At 64.0% G+C, this 18,379-nt stretch carries 21 protein-coding genes; 6 read left to right on the top strand and 15 right to left on the bottom strand.

All coding sequences use genetic code 11. The annotated features are described in order from the left end of the window. The first annotated feature begins 120 nt into the window (after positions 1–120). Together ACN9M1_RS05510 and hemP are read left to right on the top strand one after the other, a co-directional pair. Positions 121–2,136: a BCCT family transporter gene (locus tag ACN9M1_RS05510; protein ID WP_426398079.1), complete on the top strand. Its 2,016-nt coding sequence runs from the start codon at positions 121–123 to the stop codon at positions 2,134–2,136. A gap of 153 nt (positions 2,137–2,289) precedes the next feature. Beyond that, a complete protein-coding gene (gene hemP, locus ACN9M1_RS05505; protein WP_426398077.1) occupies positions 2,290–2,550 on the top strand; it encodes a hemin uptake protein HemP in 261 nt (86 codons plus the stop codon). A 228-nt stretch (positions 2,551–2,778) separates the two neighbouring features. On the opposite strand, the gene ACN9M1_RS05500 is transcribed toward hemP, so the two are convergent. From ACN9M1_RS05500 to ACN9M1_RS05480, 5 genes are all read right to left on the bottom strand, one after another. After that, positions 2,779–3,192, bottom strand: coding sequence for a GlcG/HbpS family heme-binding protein (locus tag ACN9M1_RS05500; RefSeq protein ID WP_426398075.1), 414 nt, complete (start codon positions 3,190–3,192; stop codon positions 2,779–2,781). 264 nt (positions 3,193–3,456) lie between these two features. Further along, complete coding sequence (locus ACN9M1_RS05495) at positions 3,457–3,726, bottom strand: hypothetical protein (protein WP_426398073.1); 270 nt, start codon at positions 3,724–3,726, stop codon at positions 3,457–3,459. A 245-nt stretch (positions 3,727–3,971) separates the two neighbouring features. After that, positions 3,972–4,313: a hypothetical protein gene (locus ACN9M1_RS05490; RefSeq protein ID WP_426398071.1), complete on the bottom strand. Its 342-nt coding sequence runs from the start codon at positions 4,311–4,313 to the stop codon at positions 3,972–3,974. A gap of 148 nt (positions 4,314–4,461) precedes the next feature. Further along, positions 4,462–4,701 (bottom strand): hypothetical protein, encoded by a 240-nt coding sequence (locus ACN9M1_RS05485; protein ID WP_426398070.1) that lies wholly within the window; start codon positions 4,699–4,701, stop codon positions 4,462–4,464. A gap of 264 nt (positions 4,702–4,965) precedes the next feature. Then, on the bottom strand, positions 4,966–5,463 hold the full coding sequence (locus tag ACN9M1_RS05480; RefSeq protein ID WP_426398068.1) for a phasin family protein: 498 nt from the start codon (positions 5,461–5,463) through the stop codon (positions 4,966–4,968). A 190-nt stretch (positions 5,464–5,653) separates the two neighbouring features. Between ACN9M1_RS05480 and ACN9M1_RS05475 the strand changes: the two genes are divergently transcribed. The 4 genes from ACN9M1_RS05475 to ACN9M1_RS05460 all read left to right on the top strand — a co-directional run bounded on the left by ACN9M1_RS05475 (position 5,654) and on the right by ACN9M1_RS05460 (position 8,388). Further along, positions 5,654–6,073 (top strand): PRC-barrel domain-containing protein, encoded by a 420-nt coding sequence (locus ACN9M1_RS05475; protein ID WP_426398066.1) that lies wholly within the window; start codon positions 5,654–5,656, stop codon positions 6,071–6,073. Between the two features lie 140 nt (positions 6,074–6,213). Continuing rightward, positions 6,214–6,414: a glycine zipper 2TM domain-containing protein gene (locus tag ACN9M1_RS05470; protein ID WP_252684146.1), complete on the top strand. Its 201-nt coding sequence runs from the start codon at positions 6,214–6,216 to the stop codon at positions 6,412–6,414. A gap of 156 nt (positions 6,415–6,570) precedes the next feature. Further along, positions 6,571–7,533: a nodulation factor ABC transporter ATP-binding protein NodI gene (gene nodI / locus ACN9M1_RS05465; RefSeq protein ID WP_426398064.1), complete on the top strand. Its 963-nt coding sequence runs from the start codon at positions 6,571–6,573 to the stop codon at positions 7,531–7,533. A gap of 33 nt (positions 7,534–7,566) precedes the next feature. Further along, positions 7,567–8,388: an ABC transporter permease gene (locus tag ACN9M1_RS05460; RefSeq protein WP_426398062.1), complete on the top strand. Its 822-nt coding sequence runs from the start codon at positions 7,567–7,569 to the stop codon at positions 8,386–8,388. 66 nt (positions 8,389–8,454) lie between these two features. Here the strand turns inward: ACN9M1_RS05460 and purF are convergent, their stop codons facing one another. The 10 genes from purF to truA all read right to left on the bottom strand — a co-directional run bounded on the left by purF (position 8,455) and on the right by truA (position 18,300). Next, entirely contained in the window at positions 8,455–9,990 is a 1,536-nt protein-coding gene (purF, locus tag ACN9M1_RS05455) for an amidophosphoribosyltransferase (protein ID WP_426398806.1), read from the bottom strand. 104 nt (positions 9,991–10,094) lie between these two features. After that, on the bottom strand, positions 10,095–10,592 hold the full coding sequence (locus ACN9M1_RS05450; protein WP_426398061.1) for a CvpA family protein: 498 nt from the start codon (positions 10,590–10,592) through the stop codon (positions 10,095–10,097). A gap of 81 nt (positions 10,593–10,673) precedes the next feature. Then, the gene (locus tag ACN9M1_RS05445) at positions 10,674–11,504 is read right to left on the bottom strand and encodes an SPOR domain-containing protein (protein ID WP_426398059.1); all 831 of its coding nucleotides are present in this window, start codon (positions 11,502–11,504) and stop codon (positions 10,674–10,676) included. A 13-nt stretch (positions 11,505–11,517) separates the two neighbouring features. Next, positions 11,518–12,816 carry a bifunctional tetrahydrofolate synthase/dihydrofolate synthase gene (gene folC / locus ACN9M1_RS05440; RefSeq protein WP_426398058.1) on the bottom strand — a complete coding sequence of 433 codons (1,299 nt, stop codon included), beginning with the start codon at positions 12,814–12,816 and terminating at the stop codon, positions 11,518–11,520. Between the two features lie 93 nt (positions 12,817–12,909). Further along, positions 12,910–13,782 (bottom strand): acetyl-CoA carboxylase, carboxyltransferase subunit beta, encoded by an 873-nt coding sequence (gene accD, locus ACN9M1_RS05435; RefSeq protein WP_426398056.1) that lies wholly within the window; start codon positions 13,780–13,782, stop codon positions 12,910–12,912. Positions 13,783–13,812: 30 nt separating this feature from the next. After that, the gene (gene trpA, locus ACN9M1_RS05430) at positions 13,813–14,610 is read right to left on the bottom strand and encodes a tryptophan synthase subunit alpha (RefSeq protein ID WP_426398054.1); all 798 of its coding nucleotides are present in this window, start codon (positions 14,608–14,610) and stop codon (positions 13,813–13,815) included. 14 nt (positions 14,611–14,624) lie between these two features. Beyond that, positions 14,625–15,446 (bottom strand): DNA-methyltransferase, encoded by an 822-nt coding sequence (locus tag ACN9M1_RS05425; protein ID WP_426398052.1) that lies wholly within the window; start codon positions 15,444–15,446, stop codon positions 14,625–14,627. A 10-nt stretch (positions 15,447–15,456) separates the two neighbouring features. After that, complete coding sequence (trpB, locus tag ACN9M1_RS05420) at positions 15,457–16,650, bottom strand: tryptophan synthase subunit beta (protein ID WP_426398050.1); 1,194 nt, start codon at positions 16,648–16,650, stop codon at positions 15,457–15,459. 109 nt (positions 16,651–16,759) lie between these two features. After that, the gene (locus ACN9M1_RS05415) at positions 16,760–17,461 is read right to left on the bottom strand and encodes a phosphoribosylanthranilate isomerase (RefSeq protein WP_426398049.1); all 702 of its coding nucleotides are present in this window, start codon (positions 17,459–17,461) and stop codon (positions 16,760–16,762) included. Positions 17,462–17,475: 14 nt separating this feature from the next. Further along, positions 17,476–18,300 carry a tRNA pseudouridine(38-40) synthase TruA gene (gene truA / locus ACN9M1_RS05410; RefSeq protein ID WP_426398047.1) on the bottom strand — a complete coding sequence of 275 codons (825 nt, stop codon included), beginning with the start codon at positions 18,298–18,300 and terminating at the stop codon, positions 17,476–17,478. Positions 18,301–18,379 lie beyond the last annotated feature (79 nt).

Genomic DNA, 18,379 nt, shown 5'->3' with positions numbered 1-18,379 from the left:
CACCCCCGTCTCCGTACGGGGGTTTGTCATTTCTGACGCGGCACATTTGCAATGGGGACGCGCTGCTTGTACTTTTGTGACCATCTACCCACTCCGGCGACCGGTTCATCCAGCACGCGTATGTCCCATCCCTCTTCCGAATCCGCTGCCGCTTCACGACGCGCGACTCTCGTCCCTCAGGTGGTCGTGCCGGCGCTGAGCGTGCTTGTTTTGCTGCTCGTGCTGTGCACCGTCCGCCCGGAACTGGCAGGCAACGTCTTCGGCATCGCCCAGCGCTGGGTGACCGGGCATTTCGACTGGTTCTACATGCTGGCCGTCACGGGCTTCCTGGGCTTCCTTGTCATCGTGGCGGCCAGCCGCTTCGGCGACATCCGCCTGGGGCCCGACGAGGCCGAACCCGAGTTCAGCTTCGTGTCCTGGACGGCGATGCTATTTGCCGCCGGCATGGGCATCGGCCTGATGTACTTTGGCGTCGGCGAGCCGATGCAGCACTACCTGCAACCGCCGACTGCCACGCCGCAAACCGCCCTCGCCGCGCGCGAGGCCATGCTCACCACGTTCTTCCACTGGGGCCTGCATGCGTGGGCGATCTACGGCGTGATGGGCTTAGCACTGGCGTATTTCGCATTCCGCTACAACCTGCCGTTGACCATGCGCTCGGGCCTGTATCCGCTACTGCGCGAACGCATCAATGGCGCGCTCGGCCACGGCGTGGATGCCTTCGCCCTGATCGGCACCATCGCCGGCATTGCAACGACACTCGGCTACGGCGTGCTGCAGCTCGGCGCGGGCCTGCATCAGGTGGGCGGCTGGCAGACCGATTCGGATACCTTCCGCGTGGCGCTGATCTGCGCCGTGGTGGTGCTCGCCGGCATCTCCGCAGCGTCGGGGCTGGGCAATGGTGTGCGGCGGCTCTCGGAGCTGAACCTCACACTGGCCTTCCTGCTACTGGCCTTCGTCATCATCGCGGGGCCCACGGTGTTCGTCCTGCAAGCCTTCAGCGAGAACGTTGGCAACTACATCGCCAATATCGTCAGCCTGTCGTTTCGCACGTTCGCCTATACCCCGGCCAACTCGGCGGACTGGTTTGGCGGCTGGACGATCCAGTACTGGGCGTGGTGGGTGTCGTGGTCGCCGTTCGTGGGGATGTTCATTGCGCGCATTTCGCGCGGGCGCACGGTGCGGCAATTCGTGATCGGCGTGCTGATCGTGCCGACGGTATTCAACCTGCTGTGGATGACGGCCTTCGGCAATAGCGCCATCTGGCTGGATGCGCACCAAGCCGCCGGTGGCCTGGCACAGACCGCCACCAACGTTGACGCCCTCCTCTTCCGCTTCTTCGAGTTCTTCCCCGGCACCACGGCGTTGTCATGGCTGGCGATCGTGCTGATTGGCGTGTTCTTCGTCACGTCGGCCGATTCGGGTGCTTTTGTGATCGACACGATCGCCTCGCGCGGCGCAGCGCACTCGCCTGTGTGGCAGCGGTTGTTCTGGGCGGCGGTGCTCGGCGCCACGGCGGCCATCCTCATGCTGGCTGGTGGCCTGAAGGCGCTGCAGGCGATGACGCTGGTGGCCGCGCTGCCGGTGGCCATCATCATGGTGCTGCTGTGCTATGGGTTGTGGCGCGGCATGTCAGCCGACCGTGCGCACTATTCGCGTGAACTGGCCCCCGCAACGTCATTCTGGAGCGGCCAGCGCTGGCGGCAACGCCTTGCGCAGATGGTGAGCCCATCGACCCAAGCCGACGTGCGTACCTTCCTCGCCAAGCAGGTGCGGCCGGCCATGAACGATGTGGTCAGAGAATTGAGCCGGCGCGGCATCGAGGCCCACGTGGCCGACACCGACGACAGCGTGCGCCTGGTCATCCCCGACCCGTCGGATCGGGATTTCGTCTACGGCGTGCGCAGCGCAAGCAAGCCGCTGCCGGTCGCCACACCCAGCCAGGCCGCCGAGCCGGAAGCCGCTCAGGTCTACGAGCCCGTCACCTTCTTTGAAGACGGCCGCGAAGGTTACGACATCGAATACCTGCGGGACGAAGAAATCATCGCCGACATCCTGCGCCACTACGAACGCTATCGCACCCAACGCGCCGACGAGCGCACCAGCCTGCTGCGCGAAGCGCCGGGCCACACCTGATGCACGACCGGGCCACGCGCCCGGTTTTTGTTAGGGGGCAGCGATCAGCACATCGTCAGTCACAACTTGAAATGATAACGATTCTCATTTATTCTGAGCAACATTCGCTGGAGACCCTTACCAGTCCACGCTTTCACGCCCATCAGGCCCGCCATGAATACTGCCGAACACCCAGACGCAGGACGCACCATCACCCGCCGCCGCCAGATCATCGTGGCCCGCAAACGGCCGGTGTCCGCTGATGCAGCACCGACAACCCCATCCACCGAACCCGCTGCCGTGACGATCGGCGACACGCGGGTCATGACGTCCGAACAACTCTTCGCGGGGCAAAACGCCGTAGCGATCCATCACAACGGCGCGGTGTACACCCTGCGCGTGACCCGCTTCGGCAAGCTGATCCTGACCAAGTAAGCCGCACCACGTACCGACTTTTGTGGGGACGTCTCTCAGGAGACATTCGGCCGTAGCCAGCCTGTCGTTATTTCGCGTGGGCAGAGACCAGACCCCTCTGCCAGACAACCGCCAGCCAAGCCGCTCTTTCGCGTCCACGTGCGACCCAAGCAAAAGGGCGCGACCTACGCCGCGCCCTTCCCCGCTACTTGTCTGATCTGCCGATATCGGCAGATAGTGATTCGCGCCTCAGCAGATCACGTGTACCGAGGCAATGCCCGCCTTGGCGATCTGCACATCCTCCGCCGATTTCACACCCGACACGCCCACGGCACCGGCACACACACCTTCCACCAGAATGGGCACACCGCCTTCGAGCATGCCCTGCAGATTCGGTGCCGACAGGAACGACGTGCGACCGTTGTTGATGATGTCTTCGTAGACCTTCGATTCACGGCGGCCCAACGCGGCCGTCTTGGCCTTTTCCGGCGCGATGTACGACGAAATGACCGCGCAGCCGTCCATGCGGCGCAGACCCATGAGGTGGCCGCCATCGTCCACCACGGCGATCGTCACAGCCCATTGATGCGCGCGCGCTTCCTTCTCGGCGGCATCCAGGATCTTGGTGACATCGTCCTGGCACAGGCAGGGCTTGGTTTTCATGACGTTCTCCTTTGTCGTGGTGATGCGAATGCGCGAGTGCCGCGCGAAGCGAAAGTATGCCACCGGCATGTGTCGCGACCGTAGCGTAATCCTGGCCTTCCAACGCAACTGAGCCGATACATTCCTGCGTCTTCAGTATCGTCGTGCACGCGCCGCTTTCCAGCCTTTCTTGTTGCGCACGTTAACACCCCATGCATCGATTGAAGATGCGCAAAGAAAAAGCCCGGGTATCGCCCGGGCTTGATGTTGCGATGCGGCAGCAGATCAGGCGCCGTCGGTATAGGTGTCTCGACGGTCGACACGAGCACCGTCCGTATACGGGTCTGGGCTGCCCACCTTGGCGCCATCGGTGTAGGGGTCGGCACGGCCCACCTTCGCACCATCGGTGTAAGGGTCAGCGCGGCTGACCTTATGCGCATCCGGGTACGGATTGATCGAACCCGCGTGCGCGACCGCCGCACCGAGTGCCAACGCCAAACCGCCCACTGCAGCGGCGAGGGTGCGTATTGCAAAGCGTTGCATGATGACTTGCATGAGGCCTCCTTCGATCATGGCACTGCGAACATGACGCGCGCCGGCGCGAGGCTGGTGCACGTGCCCACATCGTTTTCATGCGGACGTCATATCGACCGGGCAAGCACGCTAATGTTGCGGCCCCGCGCCGGTTTGTCGCGGGGAAAGACGGCGGCTTGCCCGTCCTCTTCCACGCAGGTGCCGTGCCAAGGGACGCAGGCAAAGAAAAAGGCTCCCGAAGGAGCCTCTGTCAAAGAAGCAGCTGCTTAACGCCAGTGGCCCCAGCGGCGACCGTCATACCAGCGATAACGCGGCCCCCATCGATACCACCCGGCACCCACGACCACGGGCGGCGGCCCGTAGTACACCGGCGCCGGCGCGTAATACGCGGGCGGGGGCGGTGGGTAGTAGGCCGGCGGCGGAGGCGGATAGTACGCCGCCGGAGGGGGCGGGTAATACACCGGGGCCGGCGCCACATACACCGGCGCAACTGGCACACCAAAACCAATGCCGACGCTCACGTGCGCCGACGCCACTTGCGGCACAGCCAGCACTGCCAGTGCGGCTGCACCTGCCACCAACAGCCCATTGCGTCGAATCATGTTCATCACCTGCAGCTTGATGCACTGGCTAGAGGGGTGGGCCAGCGCCGATTACGGGTATCTGTATTGTATTCAGCGCGACTGACACAGGTGATACGGCACATACGACTTGGTAACAGGACGTAACGGCACCACGGGGTGCGCTAGCGATACGTCACCCCAGCGCGGGGCTGCAATCCAGCTCTCCCGCAGCGATCATCGCCTCCGCATAGGCGCGGGCGGCCTCAAGCGCGATGCTCGCGCTCGGGTAGGTATTGACGGATTCGCGCACCGTGGTGCGTGGCAGGAGCGTCAGGCCGTCACTGACGCGCGTAATGGTCACTTCCGCGCGCCAAGCGTTGGGCGAGAGTTCGTAGGCTGACACTTCGATCTTGCAGTCGTCTCGGAAAGTCATGCGTCCTCCGCTTCGTACTGAGGCGCCAAGGCCACACGCGTCAATGAACGAACAGCCAGATCAGCAGCAACACAAATGCGGGGACACCCAATAGCCACGCAATGAGATAGGGCATGGTCGCCTCCTACATGTGGGTGGGCCATGTAGAAAGCGTATAAAGACGCGCACGGACGTCGTATCCATGCGCGTCCGCGTCGCCTTGTAGGAAGGGACCGAAATCGCTGTCGGCCCGCTGCCGACGGCGCTACCCCGTGCGGGGGAGCCTCAACGTGCGGACTCGGCCTTGGCGGCCACGTCACTTGCCTCGGAAACGGCCTCTTCCGCCGCTTCCGCAGTGGCGACTTCCAAACCCACCGTGGCCTTCAGAAACTTCACCGCAAGCTCGGCTCCGGGGGGCGCAGCATCGGCAAGGTTCTCGGCGACAAAGCCCCACTGACGGCGGACCTCATCGCCATGGCGTTGCAGCGCACGGCTGATGCTGTTTTGCGTCTGCACGCCGATCTCCACGAAATTGCGCGTGTAGCCGGAGACACGCTCGCCAGCGGGCTGCAGATAACGCGCTTGCGCTGTCCACCATTGGCTGGGGTCTTGGGCGCTCACGGCGTCTTGCAGGCACTGCTCGGTCTCGCCAAAGCCAGACTTGAATGCCTGGAGGTTGAGCCCGATCAAGCGATTCACGCCGTCGACGGTTTCTTCGGTCACGGCCAGCCACGCTTCGAGCTGGGATCGGTGCAGTATGCCGAGTTGCTCCAGAGTCATCATGTCGGGTTCTCCCGGGTGAGGTCGGTGGTTGCGTCCGGCATCTGCCGGCGTTTCAGTGTAGCCGTGGGCGCAGCCGATTTCTTTGACATCCCCCATTTGTCCTACAGGTCTTTCGGAAGGGTTCACCTAGGCACGTCAGCGGCGCGCGCAATACAGTGAAACGCGTACCTTGCCATCCAATGGAGCCACGATGAAAAGACTCACTGGACTCACAGCCACCCTCCTTGCCACCGCTGTACTCGCCGCTGCACCGCACGCGTTTGCGCAGGTTGCGGGCCATGCTGCCTTGGGCGTGTCGGTGACGGAACTCGATGCGATCATCAAGGGTGTGAGCGTGAAGAAACAGGTGCTCGGCAAGCCGGTCTACAACGAGGCCAATCAGAAAGTCGGCAACGTGCAGGACTTGATCGTGACGCCGGAAAACGCCGTGTCGTTTGCGATTGTCGGCGCCGGCGGGTTCGTTGGCGTGGGCCGCCACGACGTGGCCATCCCCGTGAATCAATTCACTTATGACCAAGGCAAGATCACGCTGCCCGGCGCCACCAAGGACGCCATCAAGGCGCTGCCGGAATTCCGCTACGAGCGCCAGGAAAAACCCGCCAAGACGTGATCGAAAAGCGCGGAACTTTGCCGCAGAAAGCCGGTTCGCAAGTGTCGGAATCGGCTGACAGATTTTTCAGGCAGCGGTCTCTGCACATCCTCGCCCACGCGACCTTCAATAGAGGTACATAGACAACACAAGGAGTGTTTATGCGTGCCTTCGTATCCTTGATTCTGGCGGCCGCATTGGCATCCGTCAGCGGATGCGCGGACATGACGCCCAAGCAGCGTAATACCGCACTCGGGGCGGCCGCAGGTGGTGTCGCCGGGGCGGCCATCTGGGGCGGTCCGGGCGCCACGCTGGGTGGTGCTGCACTGGGTGGCGTGATCGGTAACGCCGCCACCAAGTAACGCGCCGCAAACGCAGCAAAGGGTTGCTGCAAGGCAGGGCCAGGCAGAGTTGCCTGGCCCTTTTTGTTGTCTGAGCGCCGCCGCCGCATATCCATATTCCCCTCATACGCGTATGCCAATGCCGGCGCATAATCGGCGTTTTGTAACGGAGGCACTGTGCGATACGAGCAAGAGGGCTTTGGCGTGAGCAGCACACCGATCCTGAGCGTCGAAGGCCTGCGCAAACGTTATGGCGACCAAACGGTCGTCGATAACCTCAGCTTCAATGTACGCCGCGGCCAATGCTTCGGGCTGCTCGGCCCCAACGGCGCGGGCAAGACGACCTCCCTGCGCATGCTGCTCGGCATGACGATGCCGGATGCCGGCGCCGTGCAACTTTGCGGCGATGCGATTCCTGAATTTGCACACCGTGCGCGCATGCGCGTGGGTGTGGTGCCGCAGTTCGACAACCTCGATCCGGATTTTTCCGTCTCGGAAAACCTGCGCATCTTCGGGCGCTACTTTGGCCTGTCCGCCGCCGTCATCCGCGAGCGCATCCCGAGCCTGCTGGAATTCGCGCGGCTCGAACAGAAAGCCGATGCGCCGGTGCGCGCGCTCTCCGGCGGCATGAAACGTCGGCTGACCGTGGCCCGCGCGCTCATCAACGATCCGGACATCCTCGTCATGGACGAGCCTACTACGGGGCTCGATCCGCAGGCGCGCCATCTGATCTGGGAACGCCTGCGCTCGCTGCTGGCGGCTGGCAAGACCATTCTGCTGACCACGCACTTCATGGAAGAAGCCGAGCGCCTGTGCAACGAGCTTTGCGTGATCGACAATGGCCGCAAGATCGCGCAAGGCAAGCCGCACGAGCTCATCGCGCGCGAGATTGGCTGCGATGTGGTGGAGGTCTACGGCGACGATCTCAACGCGCTGCGTACGCTACTGAGCCCCATGGCTGAACGCGTGGAAACCAGTGGCGAAACGCTCTTCTGCTATGCACGCGATCCGCAACCGCTGGTGGCCGCCCTTCGCGCACAGACAGAAATGCACACCATGTCCGGCCTGCGGTATCTGCACCGCCCGGCCAATCTCGAAGACGTGTTCCTCCGCCTGACTGGCCGCGAGATGCGCGACTGACGCGGACTGAGACACGACAGAGACACCCCCACCATGTCCACAGAAATCACCCTCGCCACCGCGAAGCAGCGCGCGTATCCCCAACCGCTGCTGCCGCTCAACTTCCGCAACTGGCAATACGTCTGGATGCGCAACTTCATGGTGTGGCGCAAGCTGGCCATCCCATCGATGGCCGGCAACCTGGCGGACCCGATGATCTACCTGTTCGGCCTCGGGCTCGGCCTGGGCCTGCTGGTCGGGCATGTGGATGGCGTGTCGTACATCGCCTTTCTGGCCGCCGGCACCGTCGCGTCGAGCACGATGATGTCGGCGAGCTTCGAGGCGATGTATTCAGCGTTCTCGCGCATGCACGTGCAGCGCACGTGGGAGGCGATCCTGTATGCGCCGTTGAGCCTCGGTGACGTAGTCCTCGGCGAGCTGATCTGGGCAGCCAGCAAATCGGTGCTGTCAGGTCTGGCGATCATGCTGGTGGCCGGCGCACTGGGTTATGCGTCGATGCCGCAGGCGCTGCTCGCCCTACCCGTCATCGTGCTCACCGGTTTCACCTTCGCTTGCCTGGCGATGAACATGACGGCGCTCGCGCCCAACTACGACTTCTTCATGTTCTACCAGACGCTGGTGATCACGCCGATGATGCTGCTCTCTGGCGTGTTCTTTCCGCTGTCGCAACTGCCGCCGCCTGTGCGCGCCATCACAAGCGTGCTGCCGCTGCCGCATGCGGTGGAGCTAATCCGCCCGCTGATGCTTGGCCGCACGCCCGACAACACCCTGCTGCATCTTGGCGTGCTGCTGCTCTACGCCGTCGGCGCACTGTGGCTGTGCCTGTGGCTCCTGCGCCGACGTATGCTCAAGTAAGCCAGCCATCCGCCCAACAAAAAGCCCGTCACGAAGACGGGCTTTTTTGTTGGCGATGAGAAACGATTACTCGTTCACGGCTGAGCGCTGCAGGTGCAATTGCGTGCGCGGATCATCGTTCTGCGCGTTTTCACGATCGGCCTTGGCGGAGTTGTTGCGCGCGGCTTCCAGACGATCGAGATACGCCTCGTCGATGTCACCCGTGACGTACTTGCCGTCAAAGCAGGAGGCATCGAAGTCCTGGAGCGCAGGGTTCACGTCGCGCACGGCGCGCTTCATGTCTTCCACGTCCTGGTACACGAGCTGGTCTGCGCCGATGATCTTGGCGATCTCCTCATGCGTGCGGCCGTAGGCCACCAGTTCGCCGCGCGTCGGCATGTCGATGCCGTACACGTTCGGGAACTTCACCGGCGGCGCAGCCGAGGCGAAGATCACCTTCTTCGCGCCCGCGTCGCGCGCCATCTGCACGATCTCCGACGACGTCGTGCCACGCACGATGGAGTCATCAACGATCAGCACGTTCTTGCCCTTGAACTCGATCGCCATGGCGTTGAGCTTCTGGCGCACCGACTTCTTGCGCACTGCCTGGCCCGGCATGATGAAGGTGCGGCCCACGTAGCGGTTCTTGAAGAAGCCCTCGCGGTACGGCACGCCCAGGTGGTTGGCCACCTGCATGGCAGCCGGACGCGACGAATCCGGAATCGGCATCACCACGTCGATCGGGTCGCTCACCTCCCGCTTGATCTTCTCGGCCAGGTAATCGCCCATGCGCAGACGCGCGTCGTACACCGACACACCGTCCATGCGCGAGTCCGGACGTGCCAGATACACGTATTCGAAGATGCACGGCGTGAGCACCGGGTTCTTCGCGCACTGCTTGGTGTGCAGCTTGCCTTCGAGGTCGATGAAGATCGCTTCACCGGGCGCTACGTCGCGCTCGAACTTGAAGCCGATCCCTTCCAGCGCCACCGATTCGGAGGCGACCATGTATTCGATCTTGCCGTCTGGCGTTTCCTGGCTGCCTAGCGCCAACGGGCGAATACCGAACGGATCACGCACGGCCAGCACACCGTAGCCGGAGATCTCGGCTGCGATGGCGTACGAGCCGCGCACCCGGCGGTGCAGGCCTTCCACGGCGGTGAAGATGGAGTCGCGGTTCAGCGGGATGTCATTGCTGGCACGTTGCAGTTCGTCGGCCAGCACGTTGAGCAGCACTTCCGAATCGGACTGCGTATTGATGTGGCGGCGGTCGCGCCGAAACATCTCTTCACGCAGTTGATCGGAGTTCGTCAGGTTGCCGTTGTGCGCCAGCACGATGCCGAACGGGGCATTGACATAGAACGGCTGGGCTTCTTCCTCGCTGGAAGAACCGGCGGTCGGATAGCGCACTTGGCCGATGCCGCTCGTGCCCGGCAGACCACGCATATTGCGCGTGCGGAACACGTCGCGCACCATGCCGTTGGCTTTGTGCATGTAGAAGGTGCTGCCGGCTGCGGTGGCAATGCCTGCCGCGTCCTGCCCCCGGTGCTGCAGGAGCAGCAGGCTGTCATAGATCAGCTGATTGACAGGCGTGGAGGAAACCACGCCAACGATACCGCACATGTCGATCTCCAGCGAGAACGTATTGGTGGCGCCCACACCCGTTGCAGGCGCCTGGAAAACTTCGCAAATCGTCTAGCTTGTGGCCAGACGCCCCGAATCAAGCATCAATAGTGGACGTACTTCGCGACGTCCGGCGGCAACAACGGCTTGGCCGCCTGCGCCGCTTGCTCCGCATAGGGCCGCGTAATCGCATCACGCCAGAACGGCTGCTCGGGCAGGCTGGTAAAGCCCGCCACCGTCATCAGCACCAGAATGATGACGCCGCCGCGCGCGAGCCCGAACACCATCCCCAAACCACGATCCGCCGGTTTGAGGCCCGCACTGGACAGCACCGCCGACAGCAACGCTCCCACCAGCGACGTCGCAATCACCGTCACGATAAACAGTAGGACGAAACCCAGAACCGTGCGCGCCACCGGCCCGCCCGGCAGCGACTCGGGCATCCACCCTGCCGCCACGCCCGAAAACGAATACGCCACCCACGCCGCAAACAACCAGCCCAGCAATGCCAGGACTTCGCGGATCAGCCCCCGAAACAGCCCGACCAACGCCGACGTGACGACGATGAACAGCACGCCGTAATCAAAAAATGTCGGTTGCATCGGGCAGCAGCTGGGGTTGGCTTGGGACGAGGCTTGCGCAGCGGATCAGCGTGTGTGGCGTGTGCGCTGCGTGCCGCATGGTTATTGCTGAACGAGTTTAGGTGTCAGGCCGATCTGCTCGGCACGCTTCTGCGCCGCTTCCGCCGACGCGCGATCATTGAACGGCCCTGCACGCAGCAGCGCCAGATCGCCCTTCTCGGGCACCTTCTTGTGTTCGATGTAGCCGGGAATCTTGTCGGCCTTCAACTTGGCGAGCCAGTTGCTCGCGCGCTTTTCGTCCGCGAATGCACCAATCAGCAGGATGAACTTGCCGTCCTTGGCATCGGTGCTTGGTGTGGCGGCTTGCTGAGTCTGTTGCGCCGGCTTAGCGGCTGGTTTTGTTTCGGCAGGCGGCGTCGGCTTGGCGGCAGGTGTGCTCGAAGCAGGCGCAGCGGCACTGGGCGCCGGTGCATCGTTCGCGGCAACCACTTCCTCGCCTTGATCCAGCGCTTGCGCCGGGTCGCCAGAAGCCCCAGCGGCGCGCGACGCGGCACGGCGGCTGGCCACCTTTGGCTCATCGCCATGGGCCTTGGCGCCACGGTCGACAGGCTGATCTTGAATCTGCACGGCCACCGCGTCTGTGACGGGGCGCGGCTTGGCGTCAAACACGAGTGGCAGCACGATCACGGCCGCCCCCACCAACACCAGCGCGCCAATCAGGCGACGGCGCGCACGTTGCTTTTGCGGGAGTTCGGGGTCAAGGCCATCGTCGTCATCGTCTGTACGACGCGACGCGCGGCTGCGAGCGTTCGACGATGCGCGAGACCCGCGCACCGCATCGCGGGCCACATCGGCGGCACTGCCCGTGGCGGCGCCGCGAGTGCGTTCGCCTTCAGCGTTCTTGCGGGAGGAGAAGATGGAAAACAGTCCCATGAGGGCCCCGGGTTTAGTGCGCGCGACGCTTGCGCTCCGCCAGCACGCCGGCAACGGTGTAGAACGATCCGAAGACCACGATTCTATCATCCTCGGTCGCCCGCTCCATGGCGTTGCGATAGGCTGTGGCGGGATCGCTGAATGTGTTCACGCTCGACTCCTTGCCCGCGTGGAAGCCTGCGTCGGTCAGCGCCTTCGCCAAGTTGGCGGCGCTCGCGGCACGCGGCGTGGGCAGATCGGTCAGGCACCAGTGATCGACCTTGTCGAGCATGTGGCCCAGCACGCCGGCAATGTCCTTGTCCTGCATCGCACCGAACACCGCATAGGTGTAACGGTAGAAGCCCATGTTCTCGAGGTTCTGACCCAGCGCGGCCGCCGCGTGCGGGTTATGCGCCACGTCCAGAATGACCGACGGGCGGCCCGGCAGCACCTGAAAGCGCCCCGGCAACTCCACGTGCGACAAACCCAGACGGACATCCTGCGCCGAGATCGGCAGCCGATCACGTACCGACTCCAACGCCGCCAGCGCGGCAGAGGCATTCAGCAACTGATTCGCCCCACGCAGCGCCGGATAGCCCAGGCTCGGCCACCGCCGCCCTCGCCCGCTGAAGCCCCATTGCTGCTTGTCGCCCTGGAAATTGAAATCGCGGCCGATCAGCCAGAGGTCCGCGCCGATGGCTTCGGCATGCTTGACCAGCGAAATCGGCGGTACCGGGTCGGAGCAGATGGCCGGTTTGCCCGGGCGGAAAATGCCCGCCTTCTCAAAGCCGATCGCCTCGCGCGTGTCGCCAAGGTAGGCCATGTGGTCCAGATCGACGCTGGTGACGATGGCGCAATCGGTATCGATGATATTGACCGCATCCAGCCTGCCACCGAGGCCCACTTCCAGCACCACGGCATCCAACCCCGCGTGGGCGAACAGATGCAGGATCGCCAGCGTGGTGAATTCGAAGTATGTCAGGCTGACGGGCTCGTCAAAACTGCAACGCGCACGCTCAACCGCCTCGAAATGCGGCAGCAGCATCGCGTCGGAAGCGATTTCGCCATTCACGCGGGCACGCTCGTTGAAGTCAATCAGGTGCGGCGACGTATGGCAGCCGACCTTGTACCCGGCGGCCAGCAGGATCGCCTCCAGCATCGAACAGGTCGAACCCTTGCCGTTGGTGCCGCCCACCGTGAAGACGACGGATTTGAGCTCCAGCCCCAGCGCATCACGTACGCGGCTGATACGGGCGAGGCCCATGTCGATGCCGACCGGATGTGCAGTTTCGAGGTGGGCCAGCCAGTCGGGCAGATTGTCGAATGTAGGCATGCGAAATGTGTAGCGCGGCGTTGGTGAAACCTGCCGCGCAAAAACAAGAAGCGCGGACTCTCGCCCGCGCTTCGGTTCAACAGGTGTGGCGCATCAGGCCAGTGCGTCGGCCGGTTGCTTCTGCAAGAGCGCCAGCAGCTCGGCGATCTCGCGGCGCATGTTGCGACGGTCGACGATCATGTCGATGGCGCCCTTCTGCAACAGGAATTCGGCGCGCTGGAAGCCTTCCGGCAGCTTTTCGCGCACCGTTTGTTCGATCACACGCGGGCCGGCAAAGCCGATCAGCGCCTTCGGCTCGGCGATCACCACGTCGCCCATGAAGGCGAAGCTGGCGGACACACCACCCATGGTCGGATCGGTCAGCACGCTGATGAACGGCAGCTTGGCTTCGGCCAGCTTCTGGATCATCGCCGTGGTCTTGGCCATCTGCATGAGCGACAGCAGGCTTTCCTGCATGCGCGCGCCACCCGTGGCCGACACGCAGATGAACGGCACCTTCTGCTCCAGCGCCGTCTGCGCGCCGCGCGTGAAGCGCTCGCCCACCACGGAGCCCATCGAGCCGCCCATGAATTCGAACTCGAAGCAGGCCACCACCACCGGCAGCGCGTGAATGGCGCCGCCCATCACCACCATGGCGTCGGTCTCACCCGTGTCGTCCATGGCCGCCTTGATGCGGTCGGGGTACTTCTTGCTGTCCTTGAACTTGAGCGCGTCGACCGGGACGATCTCCTGGCCCATCTCATAGCGGCCTTCGGCGTCCAGCAGCGCGTCCAGACGGGCGCGCGCACCAATGCGCATGTGGTGGTCGCACTTCGGGCAGACGTGCAGGTTCGCTTCGATATCGGTGCGATACAGCACCGACTCGCAAGACGGGCATTTGATCCACAGGCCTTCCGGAATGCCTTTACGTTGCGACGGATCGGTCTGTTGGATCTTGGGCGGAAGCAGTTTGTCCAGCCAGCTCATGCGTGCTCCTTGAATGCAGTGTCGCCGAGATCAGGCGTCGAGCGCCTGGCGAATCTCTGCGATGAAATCAGTCAAGTATTGTACCGCGTGTTCGCGGGGTGCTTCTTCAAGCAATTGCACAATGCGGGATCCGATGACCACGGCATCCGCAACGCCGCTGATCGCACGTGCCGTTGCCGCATCACGAATACCGAAACCGACACCCACCGGCAGCCTGGCGTGCTGGCGGATTTGCGGGATACGCGCGGCCACGGCGTCCAGGTCGATGGTGGCGGCGCCCGTCACGCCCTTGAGCGACACGTAGTAGATGTAGCCGCTTGCCACGCGGGCGATCTGGGCGATGCGCGCGTCGGTGGACGTGGGCGCCAGCAGGAAAATCGGATCGATGCCGGCTTCGCGCATGGTCTTGGCAAAGCCCTCGCACTCTTCAGGCGGGTAATCGACCACCAGCACACCATCGACACCCACCTCGGACGCAGCCTTGGCAAAGGCGTCGACGCCCATGCGCTCGATCGGGTTGGCGTAGCCCATCAGCACAACGGGCGTCGTCGAATCGGTAGCGCGGAACGTGCGCACGTACTCCAGCACCGTGCGCAGGCCCACCTTGTTGGCCAATGCGCGTTCGGAAGCACGTTGGATGACCGGGCCATCGGCCATCGGGTCGGAAAACGGCACACCCAGTTCGATGACATTGGCGCCGCCCTTGACCAGCGCGTGCATCAGGTCAACGGTCATCTCGGGATACGGGTCGCCCGCCGTGATGAACGGGATCAGGCCCTTGCGGCCCTGTGCGGACAACTGCGCGAAGGTTTGAGCGATACGGGACATAAGAGGGTCAGGTTTCAGGCGACCTTGATGGTCTCAGGCGCCTGCGAATCAGTCGGTTGGGCGTTGGCGGCAGCGGCGGCATGCACGGCGGCCACGCGCTCGCGCGCTACGCGGCAATAGTCGGCGTTGATCTCGAAGCCGGCGAAGCGGCGGCCCAGGCGCGCGCACGCTGCGGCCGTCGTGCCGCTGCCCAGGAACGGGTCCAACACCAAGCCATCGGGCGGGCAGCTTGCCAGGATCATGCGTTCCACCAGTTCCAGCGGCTTCTGCGTCGGGTGCTCCGCGCGCTCCGGGTCTTGCCGGTGCAGGCGCGACACGCTCCACACGTCTTTCGGGTTGTAGCCGACTTCCAGCCACTTCTTGCCCTCGAAACGCTTGCGGCTGCGCGCCTTCTTCGTCTCAGCGTCGTACGGAATGCGCACGGCGTCGACATCAAAGTAGTAATCGCGCGAAGCAGCAAAGAAGCCGATGTTGTCGTGCACCGACGAGAACTTGCGCGTGCTGCCACCCATGCTGGGCACGCGGCGGTCCCAGATGATCTCGTTGACCATCGTCAGGCGCTGCTTGAGCATCACGAACAGTTCCGGCGCGTATTGCCACGTGCAGAACAGATAGAGCGAGCCGTTGCGCGCCAGCTTCGGCCGCACCGCATCGATCCAGCGTTCGGACCACGCGAGGTAGGCATCGCCCGATAACTTGTCGGAGTCGTTGCCGTAATCCTTGCCCAGCCCGTACGGCGGATCGGCGATGACGAGGTCCACACTGCCGTCGGCCAGATGCCCGACCCCGGTGATGCAGTCCTCGTTGAAGATGCCGTCGATGGCGCGCTCGGTCATGCGGGTTCGCTCAGAGCTGGATGCCGGAGAATTCGGCGACAGTGTGCATATCCTTGTCGCCGCGGCCGGACAGGTTCACCAGCAGGACCTTGTCCTTCGGCAGCGTCGGCGCCAGCTTGCAGGCATACGCCAGCGCGTGGCTCGATTCCAGCGCGGGGATGATGCCCTCCATGCGACACAGATCGTGGAAAGCCTGCAGCGCTTCCTTGTCGGTGATGGGGACGTACTCCGCACGGTGCGCATCCTTCAACCAGGCGTGCTCCGGGCCCACGCCCGGATAGTCCAGGCCCGCCGAAATCGAATGCGTCTCGATGATCTGGCCGTCCTCATCCTGCAGCAGGTACGTGCGGTTGCCGTGCAGCACGCCCGGCGAGCCGCCCGTGAGCGACGCGGCATGGCGGCCCGTTTCAATACCCTCGCCTGCCGCTTCCACGCCGATCAACTTCACGTCGGCGTGGTCGATGTACGGATAGAAAATGCCCATGGCGTTGGAGCCGCCGCCCACGCAGGCGATCACGGCATCCGGCTGGCGGCCGATCATCTCGGGCATCTGCACCTTGCACTCCTCGCCGATCACGGTCTGGAAGTCGCGCACCATCATCGGATACGGGTGCGGGCCGGCCACCGTGCCGATGATGTAGAAGGTGTCGGCTACGTTGGTCACCCAGTCGCGCATCGCTTCGTTCAGCGCATCCTTGAGCGTGCGGGAGCCGGATTCCACCGGCACCACGGTCGCGCCCAGCAGCTTCATGCGGTAAACATTGGCGGCCTGGCGGCGCACGTCTTCGCTGCCCATGTAGACGACGCATTCCATGCCGTAGCGCGCGGCAATGGTGGCTGTGGCCACGCCGTGCTGGCCGGCGCCGGTTTCGGCAATCACGCGCGGCTTGCCCATCCGGCGTGCCAGCAGCGCCTGGCCGATGACGTTGTTCACCTTGTGCGCGCCGGTGTGGTTCAAGTCTTCGCGCTTGAGGTAGATCTGCGCGCCGCCGCAGTGCTCAGTCAGGCGGCGGGCGTGATAGATGGGCGACGGACGGCCGACGAAATGCTTCAGCTCGTACTCGTATTCCTTGATGAATTCCGGATCGTGCTGGTAGCGCGCATAGGCGTCGCGCAATTCGTCCAGCGCGTGGGACAGCGTTTCTGCAACGAAGGTGCCGCCGTAAGGGCCGAAGTGGCCGTGGGCGTCGGGCAGGTTGTACATGGCAATCTCTCGAGGCGTCCGCCGAGGTCAGTATTGGGACCGTCCGGCGGAGAAATTCAGGAAGGTGCGAGCCGCGAGGTAGTCAGCAAACCCTACTGGCCAGCGTGGCTCAGGCTTGCGCCGATGCGCCCAGGGCTGCATCGGCCTCGCGGACCGCACGCACGAATGCGGTCATGCGGGCGTGGTCTTTCACGCCCCGTGCGGCCTCGATCCCGCTGCTGACATCTACAGCGTAGGGCCGCACGCGCTCAATCGCGCCAGCGACGTTTTGCGCGCTCAACCCACCACTCAAAACGAGGCGAGGAGCGGCGCTTGGGGTTGGCGAGGATGGCGATTGCGGGAGCCATTGCGGGGGAATCAGGGTCCAGTCGAAGACGTGGCCGCCACCGCCATACCCCTCAACAAATGCGTCGAGCAGCAGGCCTTGGGCAGCGGCAAACCGATCCGCGAATTCTACCAAATCGGCCCCCGGCTGAACACGCAGGGCACGCAACCACGGCAGCCCGACTTTCGCGGCGATCTCGGCGCACTGCTCGGGCGGCTCGTCGCCATGGAACTGAAGCAGCGTCAGCGGCACTTGATCGAGCACGCGAGCCACATCATCCACGCTGGCGTTCACGAACAGGCCCGTCACGGTGACAAACGGGCCGGCACGGCGGGCCAGTTCAGCCGCGCGTTCGGGAGCGACGTAGCGCGGGCTGGGCGGATAGAACACCAGCCCGATCGCATCGGCACCCAGCGCGACGGCGTGGTCGACATCGGCCGGCTGGGTCAGGCCACAGAGCTTGATGCGGGTTCGGTGAAGCGACATGGCGGAAGCGGGATTCACAGGCCGGCGTGCTCGTCGAACACGCCGCGAAACAGGCTGGACGATGCCGGGGACGCCGGCAACGAGAAGGCATCAGGATAGCCGACCTCGGCCAGGTACAAACCATCGGGCATGAACGTCGGTGCGGCGGCCACGCGACTACGTGCGGCCAGCACATCGGCCATCCACGATACCGGCTGACGGCCGCGTCCGATCGCCACGAGGCAGCCCATGATGTTGCGCACCATGTGATGCAGGAAAGCGCTGCCGCGAATGCGCACGAACACCCATTCACCCTCGCCCCGCACTTCCATCGAATACATCGTCTTGACGGGCGATTTGGCCTGGCACTCCGCGGCGCGGAAGGAGGAGAAATCGTGCTCGCCGACCAGCACCTGCGCGGCCTCGTGCATGGCTGCCACGTCAAGCGACTGGCCGGGCGGCAGCATCACATAGCCTGCCTTGCCTTCAAGCAGGGGGGTACGCGTCGGGCCAAAGGTCAGCGCGTAGTAATACGTACGGCGATGCGCGGAAAAGCGCGCATGAAAATCCTCCGGCATCTCCTGCGACCAGCGTACGGCAACCGTCGGCGGCAGGAACGCGTTGGTGCCGCGCACCCACGAAAACGGATCGCGCACGAGGTTGGTATCGAGGTGGACGATCTGACCCAGCGCATGCACGCCGGCATCTGTGCGGCCGGCCACCGTCGTGGGCAACGCCACGCCGGCAAACTGGCGCAGCGCCGCCTCCAGTGCGTCCTGCACGGTATTGCCGTGCGGCTGCGATTGCCACCCCGAAAACGCGGCACCGTCGTACTGGATGCCGAGCGCAATGCGCGTCATGCCTTGTGAATCCTCATGCGGAAAGAAAAACGCCGGCAGGATACCACCCTGCCGGCGTTGTCGATGGCTTTGCGACGTC

The organism is Ralstonia sp. R-29 (assembly GCF_049913345.1).
In the GTDB taxonomy this organism is placed as follows: Bacteria; Pseudomonadota; Gammaproteobacteria; order Burkholderiales; family Burkholderiaceae; genus Ralstonia.
This window is presented reverse-complemented; position numbering and strand designations above follow the sequence as displayed.

Excerpts from the sequence above, each read along its gene's own strand:
- ACN9M1_RS05510 (WP_426398079.1), top strand. The coding sequence starts at position 121 with ATGTCCCATCCCTCTTCCGAATCCGCTGCCGCTTCACGACGCGCGACT.
- hemP (WP_426398077.1), top strand. The coding sequence starts at position 2,290 with ATGAATACTGCCGAACACCCAGACGCAGGACGCACCATCACCCGCCGC.
- ACN9M1_RS05500 (WP_426398075.1), bottom strand. The coding sequence starts at position 3,192 with ATGAAAACCAAGCCCTGCCTGTGCCAGGACGATGTCACCAAGATCCTG.
- ACN9M1_RS05495 (WP_426398073.1), bottom strand. The coding sequence starts at position 3,726 with ATGCAAGTCATCATGCAACGCTTTGCAATACGCACCCTCGCCGCTGCA.
- ACN9M1_RS05490 (WP_426398071.1), bottom strand. The coding sequence starts at position 4,313 with ATGAACATGATTCGACGCAATGGGCTGTTGGTGGCAGGTGCAGCCGCA.
- ACN9M1_RS05485 (WP_426398070.1), bottom strand. The coding sequence starts at position 4,701 with ATGACTTTCCGAGACGACTGCAAGATCGAAGTGTCAGCCTACGAACTC.
- ACN9M1_RS05480 (WP_426398068.1), bottom strand. The coding sequence starts at position 5,463 with ATGATGACTCTGGAGCAACTCGGCATACTGCACCGATCCCAGCTCGAA.
- ACN9M1_RS05475 (WP_426398066.1), top strand. The coding sequence starts at position 5,654 with ATGAAAAGACTCACTGGACTCACAGCCACCCTCCTTGCCACCGCTGTA.
- ACN9M1_RS05470 (WP_252684146.1), top strand. The coding sequence starts at position 6,214 with ATGCGTGCCTTCGTATCCTTGATTCTGGCGGCCGCATTGGCATCCGTC.
- ACN9M1_RS05460 (WP_426398062.1), top strand. The coding sequence starts at position 7,567 with ATGTCCACAGAAATCACCCTCGCCACCGCGAAGCAGCGCGCGTATCCC.
- purF (WP_426398806.1), bottom strand. The coding sequence starts at position 9,990 with ATGTGCGGTATCGTTGGCGTGGTTTCCTCCACGCCTGTCAATCAGCTG.
- ACN9M1_RS05450 (WP_426398061.1), bottom strand. The coding sequence starts at position 10,592 with ATGCAACCGACATTTTTTGATTACGGCGTGCTGTTCATCGTCGTCACG.
- ACN9M1_RS05445 (WP_426398059.1), bottom strand. The coding sequence starts at position 11,504 with ATGGGACTGTTTTCCATCTTCTCCTCCCGCAAGAACGCTGAAGGCGAA.
- folC (WP_426398058.1), bottom strand. The coding sequence starts at position 12,816 with ATGCCTACATTCGACAATCTGCCCGACTGGCTGGCCCACCTCGAAACT.
- accD (WP_426398056.1), bottom strand. The coding sequence starts at position 13,782 with ATGAGCTGGCTGGACAAACTGCTTCCGCCCAAGATCCAACAGACCGAT.
- trpA (WP_426398054.1), bottom strand. The coding sequence starts at position 14,610 with ATGTCCCGTATCGCTCAAACCTTCGCGCAGTTGTCCGCACAGGGCCGC.
- ACN9M1_RS05425 (WP_426398052.1), bottom strand. The coding sequence starts at position 15,446 with ATGACCGAGCGCGCCATCGACGGCATCTTCAACGAGGACTGCATCACC.
- trpB (WP_426398050.1), bottom strand. The coding sequence starts at position 16,650 with ATGTACAACCTGCCCGACGCCCACGGCCACTTCGGCCCTTACGGCGGC.
- ACN9M1_RS05415 (WP_426398049.1), bottom strand. The coding sequence starts at position 17,461 with ATGTCGCTTCACCGAACCCGCATCAAGCTCTGTGGCCTGACCCAGCCG.
- truA (WP_426398047.1), bottom strand. The coding sequence starts at position 18,300 with ATGACGCGCATTGCGCTCGGCATCCAGTACGACGGTGCCGCGTTTTCG.